This window comes from Arthrobacter sp. NicSoilB4 (assembly GCF_019977335.1).
Taxonomy (GTDB): domain Bacteria; phylum Actinomycetota; class Actinomycetes; order Actinomycetales; family Micrococcaceae; genus Arthrobacter.
The window spans coordinates 2781526-2796263 of sequence record NZ_AP024653.1 but is presented as its reverse complement, the minus strand read 5'-3'; the positions used below and the strand labels follow the sequence as shown (position 1 = coordinate 2796263).

The 14738-nt window shown below is 68.7% G+C and carries 16 protein-coding genes; 9 read left to right on the top strand and 7 right to left on the bottom strand.

Features of this window, described 5'->3' with window-relative positions:
• The first annotated feature begins 232 nt into the window (after window positions 1-232).
• From LDO13_RS12655 to LDO13_RS12640, 4 genes are all read left to right on the top strand, one after another.
• Complete coding sequence (locus LDO13_RS12655; RefSeq protein WP_224049777.1) at window positions 233-1033, top strand: electron transfer flavoprotein subunit beta/FixA family protein; 801 nt, start codon at window positions 233-235, stop codon at window positions 1031-1033.
• Between the two features lie 15 nt (window positions 1034-1048).
• Window positions 1049-2002 (top strand): electron transfer flavoprotein subunit alpha/FixB family protein, encoded by a 954-nt coding sequence (locus tag LDO13_RS12650; RefSeq protein ID WP_224047080.1) that lies wholly within the window; start codon window positions 1049-1051, stop codon window positions 2000-2002.
• Between the two features lie 4 nt (window positions 2003-2006).
• Window positions 2007-2786 (top strand): PIG-L deacetylase family protein, encoded by a 780-nt coding sequence (locus tag LDO13_RS12645; RefSeq protein WP_224047079.1) that lies wholly within the window; start codon window positions 2007-2009, stop codon window positions 2784-2786.
• A 74-nt stretch (window positions 2787-2860) separates the two neighbouring features.
• A complete protein-coding gene (locus tag LDO13_RS12640) occupies window positions 2861-3385 on the top strand; it encodes a gluconokinase (protein WP_224047078.1) in 525 nt (174 codons plus the stop codon).
• A 102-nt stretch (window positions 3386-3487) separates the two neighbouring features.
• Here the strand turns inward: LDO13_RS12640 and LDO13_RS12635 are convergent, their stop codons facing one another.
• From LDO13_RS12635 to LDO13_RS12620, 4 genes are all read right to left on the bottom strand, one after another.
• Window positions 3488-4378: an anti-sigma factor gene (locus tag LDO13_RS12635; protein ID WP_224047077.1), complete on the bottom strand. Its 891-nt coding sequence runs from the start codon at window positions 4376-4378 to the stop codon at window positions 3488-3490.
• A 1-nt stretch (window position 4379) separates the two neighbouring features.
• Window positions 4380-4985: an ECF RNA polymerase sigma factor SigK gene (gene sigK / locus LDO13_RS12630; protein ID WP_224047076.1), complete on the bottom strand. Its 606-nt coding sequence runs from the start codon at window positions 4983-4985 to the stop codon at window positions 4380-4382.
• Window positions 4986-5214: 229 nt separating this feature from the next.
• A complete protein-coding gene (locus tag LDO13_RS12625) occupies window positions 5215-5682 on the bottom strand; it encodes a tRNA (cytidine(34)-2'-O)-methyltransferase (RefSeq protein WP_224047075.1) in 468 nt (155 codons plus the stop codon).
• 21 nt (window positions 5683-5703) lie between these two features.
• The gene (locus LDO13_RS12620; protein ID WP_224047074.1) at window positions 5704-6660 is read right to left on the bottom strand and encodes a DnaJ domain-containing protein; all 957 of its coding nucleotides are present in this window, start codon (window positions 6658-6660) and stop codon (window positions 5704-5706) included.
• Window positions 6661-6786: 126 nt separating this feature from the next.
• Here LDO13_RS12620 and LDO13_RS12615 point away from each other — a divergent pair, with 126 nt between their 5' ends.
• Both LDO13_RS12615 and LDO13_RS12610 read left to right on the top strand, forming a co-directional pair.
• Window positions 6787-7689, top strand: coding sequence for a YegS/Rv2252/BmrU family lipid kinase (locus LDO13_RS12615; RefSeq protein WP_224047073.1), 903 nt, complete (start codon window positions 6787-6789; stop codon window positions 7687-7689).
• Window positions 7690-7808: 119 nt separating this feature from the next.
• Window positions 7809-8504, top strand: coding sequence for a hypothetical protein (locus LDO13_RS12610; protein WP_224047072.1), 696 nt, complete (start codon window positions 7809-7811; stop codon window positions 8502-8504).
• 16 nt (window positions 8505-8520) lie between these two features.
• On the opposite strand, the gene LDO13_RS12605 is transcribed toward LDO13_RS12610, so the two are convergent.
• Window positions 8521-8934, bottom strand: a complete 414-nt coding sequence (locus LDO13_RS12605; RefSeq protein WP_224047071.1) for a hypothetical protein — start codon at window positions 8932-8934, stop codon at window positions 8521-8523.
• A gap of 89 nt (window positions 8935-9023) precedes the next feature.
• Between LDO13_RS12605 and LDO13_RS18605 the strand changes: the two genes are divergently transcribed.
• A complete protein-coding gene (locus LDO13_RS18605) occupies window positions 9024-9758 on the top strand; it encodes a transcriptional regulator (RefSeq protein ID WP_263422132.1) in 735 nt (244 codons plus the stop codon).
• Here the strand turns inward: LDO13_RS18605 and LDO13_RS12595 are convergent.
• Complete coding sequence (locus tag LDO13_RS12595) at window positions 9748-10677, bottom strand: DMT family transporter (RefSeq protein WP_224047070.1); 930 nt, start codon at window positions 10675-10677, stop codon at window positions 9748-9750. The two genes, LDO13_RS18605 and LDO13_RS12595, sit on opposite strands and share 11 nt — an antisense overlap.
• 50 nt (window positions 10678-10727) lie before the next feature.
• Between LDO13_RS12595 and LDO13_RS12590 the strand changes: the two genes are divergently transcribed.
• Window positions 10728-11957, top strand: coding sequence for a cysteine desulfurase family protein (locus tag LDO13_RS12590; RefSeq protein WP_224047069.1), 1230 nt, complete (start codon window positions 10728-10730; stop codon window positions 11955-11957).
• On the opposite strand, the gene LDO13_RS12585 is transcribed toward LDO13_RS12590, so the two are convergent.
• On the bottom strand, window positions 11954-13207 hold the full coding sequence (locus LDO13_RS12585) for an FAD-dependent oxidoreductase (RefSeq protein WP_224049776.1): 1254 nt from the start codon (window positions 13205-13207) through the stop codon (window positions 11954-11956). The two genes, LDO13_RS12590 and LDO13_RS12585, sit on opposite strands and share 4 nt — an antisense overlap.
• Before the next feature lie 224 nt (window positions 13208-13431).
• Between LDO13_RS12585 and mnmA the strand changes: the two genes are divergently transcribed.
• Window positions 13432-14556 carry a tRNA 2-thiouridine(34) synthase MnmA gene (gene mnmA, locus LDO13_RS12580; RefSeq protein WP_224047068.1) on the top strand — a complete coding sequence of 375 codons (1125 nt, stop codon included), beginning with the start codon at window positions 13432-13434 and terminating at the stop codon, window positions 14554-14556.
• Window positions 14557-14738 lie beyond the last annotated feature (182 nt).

Genomic DNA, 14738 nt, shown 5'->3' with positions numbered 1-14738 from the left:
CAGCGGCGCACAGGGTTCATGCGAAGGCCGGGCGGCTCCACCAGGGGCGGTCCGGCCTTCGCCGTGCAATGTCGGGGCGGCCCTGACACAGGCCTTAACCCAAGCCGCGTCGGCAGCTCCCGATATGGTTAGCTAGGAGCAGCCCGGCGCCCCGGGCGTTCCGTGGCCACGCCCCCGCCCGGCTGGCTGCCCACCCGCATGGAAGGCTGCTGTAAACACAGTGGAAGAGACATTGAAGATCATCGTGCTGGTCAAGCACGTCCCGGACGCGCAGTTTGACCGGCACCTCACCGGCCCGGGCAACACGACGGACCGCTCCGAGAGCATCCTCTCCGAACTGGACGAGTACGCCCTCGAGGCCGCACTCCAGCTGATCGAAGCCCGCGGCGGCGAGGCTGCCGGCAACAAGGTCATCGCGCTGAGCATGGGCCCCGCCGGCGCCGTCAACGCCGTGAAGAAGTCCCTGCAGATCGGCGCCAGCGAAGGCGTCCACCTCACCGATGAAGCACTGGCCGGATCAGACGCCGCCGCCACGTCCCTGGCGCTGGCCGCTGCCATCCGCCACCTCGGCGCGGACACCCCGGCAGACCTCGTCCTCACCGGCATGGCCTCCACCGACGGCGAGACCTCCCTGGTGCCCGCCCAGCTCGCCGAGCGGCTGGACCTGCCGCAGGTCACGTTCGCGTCTTCACTGGAGCTCGACGGCGCCCGGCTCACCGCCCGCCGCGACGGCGACACCCACGCCGACACCTTGGAGGCGACGCTGCCCGCGCTCGTCTCGGTCACAGACCAGATCAACGACCCCCGGTACCCGAACTTCAAGGGCATCATGGCGGCCAAGAAGAAGACCATCACCACGCTGACCCTGGCCGACATCGGCGTGGATCCGGCGCAGGTCGGACGGTCAGGCTCCTGGACCGCCGTCGACTCCGCAGACGTGCGCCCGGCGCGCACCGCCGGCACCATCATCACCGACGAGGGCGACGCCGGCATCAAGCTGGTTGAGTTCCTGGCCGCCCAGAAGCTGCTCTAAGGGGATTCTCAGACAATGGCAAAAGTACTGGTATTCATTGACAACCCCGGCCAGGTCCTGAAGAAGGCCAGCCTGGAGCTGCTCACCATGGCCCGTTCCCTGGGCGAGCCTGCGGTCGCGTTCAACGGCGAACTGCACGACGACGTCGCGGCTGCCCTGGCCGCCTACGGCGCCCAAACGCTGTACCGGCCCTCCGCAACGGACCTCGACGACTACCTCGTGGGCCCCAAGGCGTCCTATCTCGCCGCCGCTGTGCAGACCGCAGGAGCCACCGTCGTCCTGACCGAGAACTCGGCGGAGGCCAAGGAAATCGCGGCGAGACTGGGCATCAAGCTCGGTGCCGGCGTCATCACCGACGTCGTTGCCGTGGACACGGACGGAACGGCGCACAAGTCCGTGCTGGCCGGTTCCTACACAACCACGGCGAAAGCCACGACTCCGGTAGCGGTTCTGACCGTCAAATCCAACAGCATCACGCCGGAACCCGCCGTCACCGGCACGGCGCCGGAATCCGTCACCGTCCAGGTGCCGGAGACTGCCACCGCGGCGTCAGCCAGGGTCACGGCCCGTACGGAGAAGGCCGCCAGCGGCCGCCCGGACCTCACCGAGGCGCGGATCGTTGTCGCCGGCGGACGCGGAGTCGACGGCAACTTCGGTCCGCTGGAAGACCTCGCCGACGCCCTCGGAGCAGCGATCGGCGCTTCCCGCGCCGCAACTGACGCCGGCTGGATCGGGCACGACGCGCAGATCGGGCAGACCGGGAAGACCGTGTCGCCCCAGCTGTACATTTCCGCAGGCATCTCGGGGGCCATCCAGCAGAAGGCCGGCATGCAGACCGCCAAAGTGATCGTGGCCGTGAACAAGGACGCCGAGTCGCCCGTTTTCGAGATCGCCGATTTCGGCATCGTGGGGGACCTCTTCCAGGTCCTGCCGCAAGCCACAGCTGAAATCAAGAAGCGCCGGGGCTGATTCCTTGAACACCACTGCCACGCAGGCGCAAAGCCCGTTCGATCCTGAGAAACACGGGATCGGGCGGGTGCTTTGTTTCACTGCCCACCCGGACGACATCGACTTCGGCGCCGCCGGCACGATCGCCGCCTGGACCGCCGCCGGGGTCGAGGTCAGCTACTGCATCATGACCGACGGCGACGCCGGGGGCTTCGACCCTGCGCAGCGGGACGAGATCGTCCGGCTGCGGAACGAGGAGCAGCGCCGTGCCGCGGCCCTCGTCGGTGTGACCGACATTCATTACCTGCACGAGCGTGACGGGTACCTCGAACCGTCGCACGGGGTGATCCGCGAAGTCGTGCGGCTGATCCGGCGGCTTCGGCCCGACGTCGTGCTCTCGATGCACCCCGAACGGAACTGGAACCGGATCCAAAAGAGCCATCCCGACCATCTCGCCGTGGGGGAGGCCGTGACCCGGGCCGTGTATCCGGCCCTGGAGAACCCCTTTGCGTACCCGGAGCTGGCCGAGGCGGGGCTGGAGGCGTACAGGCTGCCGTGGCTGTGGCTCTTCGCGGGACCGGAGGAACGCGAAAACCACTTCGTCGACGTCACGGACCACGTCGAGGGCAAACTCGCCGCAATCCACATCCACACCAGCCAACACCCCGACATCGACGCCATGGACCGCACCGTCCGCGGATTGATGGTCCGGACCGCGGAGCGCGGCGGGCTCCCGGCGGGCCGCAGCGCCGAGGCGTTCCACGTCGTACCGGTCAACGGTCCGGGGACCATCGCAGGCTTCTAGTGTTGCCCCCTGCGGGTCCTCTCCCATAAGCTGGAGTCTGTTTAAATCATATTTATTGAGGAAGGCAGACTTTAATGGCGAAGACTGCGCAGCACCCCGTACTCGTCATCATGGGCGTCTCGGGATCGGGAAAGTCAACCGTGGCCGGCCTGCTGGCCGGCCGGCTGGGCTGGGACTTCGCGGAAGGCGACGATCTGCACCCCGAATCGAACGTGGCGAAGATGCACGCCGGCCAGCCCCTGACAGACGAGGACCGCTGGCCCTGGCTGGACAGCATCGCCGGGTGGATCCGGCAACACACCGGGACCGGCACCCCCGGCATCGTCACCTGCTCGGCGCTCAAGAAGCGCTACCGGGATGTCCTGCGCGGCGAAGGCGTAGTGTTCGTCTTCCTCGACGGCAGCAAGGACCGGATCTCCGACCGGCTGGCGACCCGGCACGGGCACTTCATGCCCGCGGCACTGCTGGAATCGCAGTTCGAGGCACTCGAAGCCCCCACACCTGAGGAAAACTCCATCACCCTGAGCGCCAGCTCGGCACCGTCGGAGGAAGCCCAGGAGATCATCGACCGGCTTCACCTCACCACAGTTGGGGCGTAAGCCGCGTCAAACGGCAAAAGCCGCGCAGGCCCTGAATCCTTGGAGGGTTCAGGGCCTGCGCGGCTTGGTGGTCAGGGGCTTTGCTTGTGCGGATTCCGGACGCTACGCGCCCAGGGTGGCGGCCGCCACGGTGGGCATTGTCGGCGACGCCGAACCGCCGGTCGGTTCCACCGTGATGCCGAGGGCTGCCGCGGAGCTGATGCCCTTGACGACGGCCGGTTTGGACAGCGCTTCCGCGTCCATGAGTCCCTGGGACACTGGGGCGGAGCCGTCCTTGGGGATCAGCCACATCTGGTAGACCTTGCCGGGCGGAGGTGCCGGAACGTCGTTCATCTTGACGACGATGGCGTCCTTCGACGGCGAGACGGACACGGTGGCCGTGCCGCCGCCGGTGACGTTGACGGTCGCCTGCCGCACGTCGCCTGCCTGCAGCACCTGGTTCAGCGGATCGTTCTGGTTCGCCACGTAGGCGCCGACTCCGACTCCGCCCAGGGCGATGAAGGCTGCGGCAGCGATGCCGACGAGCCAGTTGCGCATTCCCTGCGGCCGGCGTCGTTCGTCCCGGCGCTTGCGGGCGGCGCCGAGTTCGTCGGTGACGGAGAGTTCCGTCGTCTCCCGGACGGGCCGGGCAACGACGGGCGGAACCGCCGTCGGCGCCTGACCCGTGTGCGCGCCGGCCGCGGAGGCCTGGTCCTGGGCAGGCAGGGAAGCCATGATCCGGTCCAGCAGGCCGGCGGGCGGCTCTGCTTCGGCGGTGAAGGTGGTGGCAAGCGTCTCGCGGGCCTGGCGGACGCGCTCGTCGAAGGCGGCGCGTTCTGCGGCCGGAGCCGAGGCGAGGTACCCCTCGATGGCGGCACGCTCGGCGTCGTCCACTGCGTTCAGGGCGTACAGCTCGGCGAGGTCAGCCGCGCGGCCCGAGGCGAGGTCGGTGGCGATATCGGCTGCGAAGCCGGCAGGGACGTGGCCTTTGTCATGTGCGTTCATGTCGGTCATCTCAACTCACCCCCAGACAGGTCTTCAGTCGGATTAGTCCGTCGCGGATGCGGGACTTGATGGTGGGCACCGCAGCATTGAGCTTCTCTGCGACTTCCCGGTAGGTGAGGCCGCCGTAGTAGGCGAGCCGCACGGACTCCTGTTGTGTGTCGGTCAGCGTCTCCAGGCAACGCACCACAGCCTCGGCTTCAAGCCGGCTGCCGACTTCGTCGGAGACGGAATCGTGGTCGATGTCCTGGCTGCTGGCGCCGTATTTCGCTTCCCGGTCGGTGGACGACTGGGAGGAACGGACCTTGTCCACGGCCCTGCGGTGCGAAATGGTCATCAGCCAGGCGAGCGGGCTCCCCGCCTCCGGGTTGAACTTGGCGGCGTTCTGCCAGACCTGGAGGAAGACTTCCTGGGTGGTGTCCTCGCTGAGTTCCACGTCGATCAGAACCCGCCGGGCCATGCCGAATACGCGCCGGGACGTGAGTTCGTAGAACTCCGCGAAGGCTGCTTGGTCACCGCGGGCAATCAATTCCAGCAAGGCACCGAGTCTCCGGTTTACTTCGGCTGGAGTGCCCGGGGTAGCGGTGGCCTCGGGGTTCGGGGCGTTGGGAGTGTCCATCACCTTCAAGCATAAGGTGCCCGCCGCCGATCGCGGGTCAGGATGGGCTTCCCGGGGGGCGAGGCCGCCGGCAAGCCGCCGGTCGGTAAACCTGTGCACGTGCGTTGTTGTCACCTGCCGCTCCTCGCTCCTTTCCCCGCTCCGGTTCCCGTTGGCCCAACTGGGCTTCACAGGTGATTCGACGCTGTGGCGGACCTGGATGGGCGGGGCGTAGGGAAAGTTGTGGGGGCTAGAGCTTGGCGCCGTCGAATCCGTTCTGGCGCCAGGCCTCGTAGACCGCGATCGAGGCTGCGTTGGCAAGGTTCAGCGAACGCAAGGAGGGCAGCATCGGCAGCCGGACGCGGGAGGTGACATGGGGGTCGTGTTTGAGGTCCTCGGGCAGGCCCACGGATTCCCGGCCGAACATGAGCACGTCACCGGGACGGTAACTGATGTCCGTGTAGGACGCTTCGCCGTCGGAGGTGAAGGCGTAGACGCGCTCCGGTGCGAGGGCTGCCCAGGCCGCGTCGATGTCCCGGTGGACGGTCACGACGGCGAGGTCGTGGTAGTCGAGGCCGGCCCGCCGCAGTTTCGCGTCGGAGAAATCGAAGCCCAGGGGCTCGACCAGGTGCAGTTCGGCGCCGGTGATGGCGGCCAGCCGGATCGCGTTGCCCGTATTGCCGGGGATTTCTGGGGTGTGGAAGAGGATGCGGAACACTGTCCCATCCTAGCGAGACTGTTAGTGCATCCCGCGCAGCAGCCGTGCCAGCACCGGAACGATCACCGTGTTGGGGGCCGGTCCGGAACTCAGGAACTGCTTGAGGCCGCGTGCCAGCCCGGCGGCGTTGACCACCTGGACGGTCTCGTGGGCGCCTGAGCGGCGGTGCCGGTCGATCACCGGTTCGTGCAGGTTTCCGTTGGTGCTGTGGACCACGGTCCAGCCGGTGACGTTGAGTTCCGGAAAGATGTCCTGCATCCGGCGCACCACGTGGGCCAGCTGGGGCGGGGCGATGGACCGGCCGCCGTGGGTCAGGGCGCTGCCGTTCCAGGCGTAGGCGCCGGGCGGGAGCAGCATGGAGCCGATGACCGCCATGCGGTAGCCGGAAAGCACCACGTGGTCGATGTGGCTGTTGTCGGCCGGCGACTGCAGCCCGTTGATGAGCCGGGCGGCCGGGATGGCGGGGAGGACCTGCCGGCTGATGAGCTGCACCGTCCGCATTTCCCGCTGGATCCGTGCCTCCGCACCGAAGATGCCGCGTTTGCGGGGCAGCCCGTGGACCTGCTGTGCGGCCAGGTCCTGCGGGATCAGCGGCACCTCACCGGTCCCGGCGTACTGCTCGAAGGGCGGGAGGTAGACCGGCGGGTCGGCGGCTGTGTTCCGGGGCGTGTTGGGGCGGCGGACGTTGGCCGACGCTCGGCTGCCGGCTGCCGGGGCGTCAAAGTGGGCGCCCTCGTCGGCCGGCGGGGACGCGAAGGCGCCGCGGCCGCTGCCGTAGGACCGGTCGTAGTCGGCGCGGCTCTTGGCATCGATCAATGTCTCGTAAGCGAGGGTGACACGCCGGAACGCAGCCGGGTCGCCGCCGTGATCCGGGTGCGCGGTCCGAGCAGCCTTGCGGTAGGCCACCTTGATCTCCTTATCCGTCGCCGTCACGGGGATCCGAAGGACCTGGTAATGCGAGCTGTTGCCCTGCGTCAAGCAAAAATCCTTTGCCTCGATGGTGCCAGCCCGGCCTGGACGTCCGGCCCGGCCAGTTTAACCGGCTAGGGGAAGAACGCGCGTACCGGCACGGAAGGTTCCCCGGCGGCTGGCATAATTCAGCGCATGTTTATCGCCGTTGCCGTCAACCCTCGGGCGTCCTTTGGCCGGGGCCTGCATGCCGGCAACGAGGCGGCCGCCTTCTTCGAGGCGGCCGGGGCCGACGTCGCGCTCCTGTGCGAGGACAGCTATGCCGCGCTCGCCGCGTCGGTGGACAAGGCGCTGGCCTCAGGGGCGGATGCCCTCGTTGTGGTGGGCGGTGACGGAATGGTCCATCTCGGCGTGAATGCGCTCGCCGGGTCGGGCATGCCCTTTGGGACGGTCCCGCTGGGGATTGTCCCGACCGGCACCGGGAACGACATGGCGCGGACGCTCGGCGTGCCGGCCCACGACATTCCCGCAGCCTGCGCGACGGTGCTGGCAGCCCTGGAATCCGGCGGGCGGCTGATCGACGCCGGCCGAGCCTCCTCCGAAGGGACGTCCCGCTGGTTCGCCGGTGTGGTGTCCGCCGGGTTCGACGCGGCCGTCAACGAACGGGCCAACGCCTGGCGCTGGCCCCGCGGCCAGGCACGCTACCACCTGGCGATGCTCCGTGAACTCGCCTCGTTCCGGGCCATCGACTACACCGTGACAGCCGACGGCGAGACCTGGCGGCAGGGTGCGATGCTGATTTCCGTCGCCAACGGCCAGTCGATCGGCGGCGGAATGAAGGTGACGCCTAACGCCGTGCTCGACGACGGCCTCCTGGACCTGTTCATCGTCAGCCCGCTTTCCCGCACAGGCCTGCTGAAGGTCTTTCCCAGGGTCTTTTCCGGTGGCCACCTCGGCCATCCGGCAGTGCACATCCGGCGGGTCCGCAAAGTGGAGCTGTCGGCCGACAACGTGGTGGCCTACGCCGACGGGGAACGGATCGGTCCCTTGCCGCTCACGATCGAGGTGGTCCCTGGGGCGGTACGTGTCCTGGCGTAGCCCGTTTTCCGCGATACGTGAATCGGCGCAGGGGACGGGCGCCGTCGTGGAGAGAGTCTAGAATCGTGCGGAGGCACGGGCGGAAAAACGAACCGGCATGGCGACATTGGGGCGGGAGCATGGGCAGCAAGCTGGAATCCGGGGCTGGCCGGGGGAGTCGCGGGAGCCGCGGGTTCCTGGCGCTCGCCGTGGCGGCGACGCTTGCGGGCTGCAGCGTCGGCGTCCCGGACCCCTCCGCCCCCAAAGCCGCTCCGGCGCCTCCGACGCTCGCCACCCCCACCATCACTCCCGGTCACGACGCAGCCGCCGTCGCAGCGAAGGATATGCCCTTCACCGCCGGGGAGACCCTGGCCGCCGGGGTGCCCATCCAGCTTTCCGACGGGCTGCGCGACGCCCCGGGATGGAAACCGGTCAAGGAGAACGTAGCCGGCGCGAGTGAGTACGTGAAGGAAGACGGCTGTATGGTCGCGGCAAAGGTCCGGACCAGCCAATCAGCCCTTGCCGTCTCCGGGGACGACAGGGCGTCCACGGAGGCCCTCTTCCAGTACCTTGACGCCAGCATTCTTCCCGCCTACCTGGAGCCGGCGGCCCTGCGCTGGGGCGGGGAACCCGGCGGGCCCGCCCCGGCGGTCGAAGTGCTGGTGTTCGAGGGCGGCGAACGGTCCGGCACCAGGGCCACCGCCATCTACGCCCGGCTGTTCAGCAAGTCGGGCTCCTCGGTGTACGTTTCCGTTTCCTGCCCCGACGCCGCGGCCCTGGCTGTGGCACGGTCCGAGACCGAAACGCGGATCGACGTCGTTCCTCCGTCCGCATAGGGCCGTCCGGAACCGTTTACCCCTGCTTTGGCTGCGCGAGCCGGTTCAGGGCCAGCGCCCCGACCAGCAGGCCGAAGTCACGCAGGGCCACGTCGTAGAAGCTGCCAAGGATGATCAGGTTGACGATGATTCCGAGGAGCCAGACCGCCACGAGCAGCGAGCCGAACCGCGGCTTCAGCGCCACCGCCAGGCCGGCGGCGATCTCCACCACGCCCACGACGTACATGATGGTCTGCGCCGGCAGCGGCACAACATCTGTGACCACCGGAGCCAGGTACATGGTCCAGTCGGTGAGCAGGTTCGTGAACTTGTCCAGGCCGAAGACCACCGGTGCGACGGTGAAGACTGTCCGCAGCAGCAGGAAGGCCTGGCGCTCTGGAGCCGCGGCCAGGGGCCGGGCGGGCGACGTAAGGGATGCAGAGGATTTCATCACTACTCCTTCTAAAATTGGATAGTTTGATTTTAGAATGGAACGAGTAGTAAAGCAATGAATCTTGATTTTAGAGCTAGGCTGATTTCATGATCCGAACCCCGTGGAACCGCAGGATTGCGGCCGTCGCCTCCCTAGGGGACGAGAACCGCCGGAAGCTGTTCGACTTCGTCGCCTCGGCCGGGTGCCCCGTCAGCCGCGACGACGCCGCCGGAGCTCTGGGTTTGCCCCGGAGCACGGCGTCCTTCCAGCTGGACCGCCTGGTGCAGGACGGGCTCCTGGCCGTGGAATTCCGGAAGCTTGGCGGCAGGGGCGGGCCCGGGTCCGGCCGCCCGGCAAAGCTCTACCTGGCTGCCGTCCGGGAGGTCGCTGCGTCGGTGCCGGACCGGAACTACGATTTGGCCGCGGAGTTGCTGGTGTCGGCCATCGAGGAGTCAACCGCGCGCCTCGGTTCGGCGCGCGAAGCGCTGGTGCGCACGGCCCATGCGCGGGGGCTTGCGGCAGCCCGTGCCACGGCCGCCCCGGCCGGGCAGCCGGACGCCCAGGCAGGGGCAGGGGGAGCCGACTTTGCCGCGTTCCTTGCCTCGGAGGGCTACCGTCCCGAGGACGACGGCGAGGGCGGCCTGGTGCTGCTCAACTGTCCGTTCCACAGGATCGCCGAGGGGCACACCGATGTGGTCTGCGCCATGAACGGCGCCTTTCTGGGCGGCGCCGCGGAAGGCTGCGGCATCGACCCGGACCGGGTGCAGGCCCTCGCCATCGACGAGCTCCGCGCGCAGGGAGCCGCGCTGCCGGCGCAGTGCTGCGCCCGGATCAGGCCTTAGGGGCGAGGTCCTTCGACGCGGGGCCGGACGTGAGGTGCTGCGCGGCGGCCGCCGGGGGTTTGGCCTGCCCCTTCATTCCGGTCAGCAGCACCCCGGCGATCACCAGCACGCCCCCCGCGATCTGGACCAGCGTGAGCGGTGTCCCCAGCGCCACGGTGATGACCGCCGTGAAGACGACAATGAGGTTGAGATAATTCCCGGCGGTGCCGGACGGGGTGGTCTTCAGGGCAAGGTTCCACAGCAGGTAGGCGCCCAGGGACGGGAAGACCACGATGTAGGCCAGCGACCAGGCCTCGGCCGCAGTCTCCGGGAGCCTCACGTTCATGGCGAGGGCAAAAGGTGCCAGCGACACGGCCGCAATCACCACCTGAACAGCCGTGGCCGCGATGGCGGGGACCTCCAGCCTGCGGGCGATGATCGTGTAGCAGCCCCAGACGAAGATCGCGCCGATCATCAGGAGTTCACCGATATTCAGGGACAGGCTGATCAAACGCTGCAGCTCGCCGCGGGTCAGAACCAGCAGAACGCCGAGAAGGCCGAGGCAGATGCCGAACCAGCCCAGGCGTGTGGTCCTTTCCCCGGTCAGGACCATCGCCAGTACAACGATCAGGGCCGGGTTGGCCGCCGTGATCAGCGAAGCGTTCATCGCGGACGTGTGGCCGAGGGCTCCGTACAGCAGGAGCGTGTAGCCGCTCATGCCCAGCACGCTCAGCAGCAGCAGCACGGGCCAGCGGCGCAACACCGCGCGCCAGTCCGGCTTCTCCACGAAGTGGGCCAACAGCAGCAGAGGCACGGCGGCCAGCGCCCAGCGCCAGAACGTCAGATCAAGGGGCGTCATTGAGGCGACGGCGGCCTGGGCGACGATGAAATTCCCGGACCAGAAGAGGGTGGCCAGGACGAGGTACAGGGACGCTTTCACCGCTCGAATGTACACCAGTGCGGCGCCCGGCCCGCAGGTAGAATTGCCCTGTGTCCGTATACCTCGATCATGCCGCAACCACTACCCTGGCCCCGGAGGCCCTGGCCGCGCTGACGCGTGAGCTGGCCCGGACCGGCAACCCTTCCTCGCTGCATGGATCGGGCCGGCGCGCCCGCCGCGCCGTCGAGGACGCCCGCGAAGTGCTGGCGGCAGCTGCCGGAGCGCACCCCTCCGAAGTCATCTTCACCTCGGGCGGAACCGAGGCCGACAACCTTGCCGTGAAGGGCCTGTACTGGGCCCGGCACGCCGAGAACCCTGCCCGGACGCGGATCCTGTGCTCCGCCGTCGAACACCATGCCGTGCTGGATACCGTCGAATGGCTCGAGCGGCACGAGGGCGCCGAAGTGTCGTGGCTGCCGGTGGACGCCGACGGCGTCGTCGACCTTGACGTGCTCGCCGCGGAACTCTCCCGGGACCCGGCCTCGATCGCCCTGGTCACGGTGATGTGGGCCAACAACGAGGTCGGTAGCATCCAGCCCGTCGCGGAGATCGTCGAACTGGCGCACCGCGCCGGAGTGCCGGTCCACTCCGATGCCGTCCAGGCCTTCGGCTCGGTACCCGTGGATTTCCGGGCCGTCGGGCTGGACGCCATGTCCATCTCCGGGCACAAGATCGGTGGCCCGGTCGGCGTCGGGGCGCTGATGCTCGGCCGCGCCGTGAAGCTCACCCCGGTCCAGCACGGCGGGGGACAGGAGCGCGACGTCCGCTCCGGAACCCTGGACACCGCGTCCATTGCCGCCTTTGCCGCGGCGGCCGAGGCGGTCACAACCAAACTTCCGGAGGAGCGGGAACGCATTGCCGCGCTCCGGGACCGGCTGATCGACGGCGTCCTGGCAGCTGTGCCGGACGCCGTGCTGCGCGGGGCCCCAGGTCCCGGACGGCTGCCGGGCAACGCGCACTTCACGTTCCCCGGCTGCGAAGGGGACTCCCTGCTGTTCCTGCTCGATCTGGCAGGGGTCGAATCCTCCACCGGGTCGGCCTGCACAGCGGGCGTACCCCGGCCGTCCCACGTGCTGCTGGCCATGGGACTGGACGAGGACACAGCCCGAGGGGCCCAGAGGTTCAGCCTGGGGCACTCTTCCACCGCAGCCGACGTCGATGCGCTGCTGGCCGCCCTGCCCGGCGCCTACACCCGCGCACGCCAGGCCGGCATGGCCGGCCACGAGTCCAGCATCCAGACCGCCGGAACCGTCGCCCGCCACGCTGCCGCGAAAGGCTAGTACAGCTGAGACTCCGGCAGCAGGCTGTCGAGCGGGACGCCCGGATCGGTGAGGTCAGCCGGGCTCACCGCGGTTCGTGCCGCGATCAGCTGCTTGATCATCTTTTGCGGCTTGCCCGAGCGCGGCCAGTTCACACTCATTCCCGCGACCACCCGGCCGTCGCGCTGCCAGAACGCGAGGAACTCCTTGCCCTCGATGGAGCCGCGGATCGCCGGCGGCCCCGCGACGAGCGCCGGGAAGCCGGAGTACTCCATGCTGACATCGAACTGGTCGGTGTAGAAGTACGGGACCGTGTCCAGGACAGCGTCCTGGCCGAGCATCGCCCTGGCCGCCACTTTGCCGCCGTTGAGGGCATTGGACCAGTGCTCGCTGCGGTGGTGCTCACCGGTGAAGGGATGCAGGGCGTTGGCGACGTCCCCGGCGGCAAAGATTCCGGGCGCTGAGGTGCGCAGCGAGGCATCCGTGAGGATGCCGTTCTGCAGGGCGATCCCCGCCGCTTCGGCCAGCGAGACTTCGGGGGCCACCCCCACGGCGATGATCACCAGATCCGCGGGCAGGATCTCCCCGGCATCCGTTACCACGCCGGTGACCCGGCCCGACTGCTCCCTGATTTCCGCAGCAGAGGCGGGGAGCCGGAACCGGACGCCGTTCGCCTCGTGCAGCGAACGGAAAAACCCGCCCAGCTCCGGCCCGATCGCCGCGCCCAGGGGCACCTCTTCGAGCCCCAGCAGGGTGACCGAATTTCCATACGCGCACGCCGCCGCGGCGAGCTCCATCCCGATCCAGCCCGAACCGATCATCACGACATTCCGTCCGCCGTCGGCCAGTCCGGCGCGCAGGCGGCGGCAGTCGTCAACGGTGCGGAACGTGCTGACCCCCTCCGCGCCGCTTCCGGGCAGCGGAAGGCGCCGGGGGCGGGCGCCGGTGGCCAGCAGCAGGGAGGCGTAGCCCAGGCTCTGGCCGTCCCGGAGGGTCACGCTGCGGGCGGCCGGATCAATCCGCGTGACGGCCGCGCCCAACCGCAGTTCAACGCCGTTCTGCGCGTACCAGCCGGCCGGGACCACGGGCAGGGCGTCGTCTTCGGCCTTGCCCAGTAGGAATTCCTTGGACAGCGGCGGGCGCAGGTAGGGATGGTGCCCCTCCTCCGCCAGCAGGATCACGGGCCCGCCGTAGCCTTCCGCGCGGAGGGTCTTGGCGGCGGTGGCGCCGGCCAGTCCGCCGCCCACGATCACAAAGTTGTCGGAGGCCATGACGTGCTCGATTCCTGCGGCCGCCGGCGCAACCGGGGCCGCATGTCGCAGGAACTGCATCTAAAACCGTTATTTTTGACTTTAGAATCGCCACCGGCGGACGTCAAGGTCTTTTGGGTCAGGATTCGGCGTGGCGATAGAATAGGGCGGCGGGCATTGTGCTACTTCTGCCTCCAGCAGCCGCCAATGCCGGCAACAACCCCCGAACCCCAAAGAAAGTCAGTATGCGAGTTCTTGCAGCCATGAGCGGCGGCGTCGATTCCGCCGTCGCAGCAGCCCGCGCCGTCGAGGCGGGACACGACGTCGTCGGCGTCCACCTTGCGCTGTCCAGGATGCCGGGTACCCTGCGCACCGGCAGCCGCGGCTGCTGCACCATCGAGGACTCCCGCGACGCCTGGCGGGCGTGCGACGTGCTCGGGATCCCGTACTACGTGTGGGACTTCTCGGAGCGTTTCAAGGAAGACGTGGTCCAGGACTTCATCGACGAATACGCCGCCGGACGCACACCGAACCCCTGCATGCGCTGCAACGAGCGGATCAAGTTCGCCGCGCTGCTGGAGAAGGCGATCGCCCTGGGATTCGACGCCGTCTGCACCGGCCACTACGCCAAGGTGATCAACGACGCCGACGGCAACCCCGAGCTGCACCGCGCCGCGGACTGGGCCAAAGACCAGAGCTACGTCCTGGGCGTGCTCACGCACGAACAGCTGAAGCACTCCATGTTCCCGCTCGCTGACACGCCGTCCAAGGCCGAGGTCCGCGCCGAGGCGGAGCGCCGCGGCCTGTCCGTGGCCAACAAGCCGGACAGCCATGACATCTGCTTCATCCCCGACGGCGACACCGCCGGCTGGCTGGCAGAGAAGATCGAGATGACCACCGGCGACATCGTCGACGAATCCGGCGCGAAGGTCGGCGAGCACCCCGGTGCGAATGCGTTCACGGTCGGCCAGCGCCGCGGACTGAAGCTGGGCACCCCGGCCACCGACGGCAAGCCGCGCTTCGTGCTGGAGATCCGGCCGAAGGAAAACAAAGTGGTGGTGGGGCCCGAGGCGCTTCTCGCCATCGACGAGATCCGCGGCATCAAGGTCTCCTGGGCCGGCCTGCCGATCGCGGAGATCGCCACTGGCGAGGAGTTCGACTGCTACGCCCAGGTCCGCGCCCACGGCGACCCCGTGCCCGCCACCGCGCGCATGGAACGCGCGACCGACGCCGGCGACCTGGTCGTCACCCTGACGGAGCCCCTGCGCGGTGTGGCCCCCGGCCAGACCGTGGTGCTGTACCAGGGCAGCCGCGTGCTGGGCCAGGCCACCATCGACGCGGCGCGTTCGCTGCAGCGGGCCGCACTCTAGGCAGCCCGATATCCGGCGGCCGTACACGGCCGGCGACCTAGCCGCACACCGCTGGTGTGCGGCTTTTTCGTTGGCTTCGCGGTTCCGGGGCTGCGCCGCGGGGCGCGCACGGCGGCATCGCGCCCTGCCGAAATTCACGAGTGATTCCTGAAGATAATGACGAGTTCTGCCCGTTCGTGTAA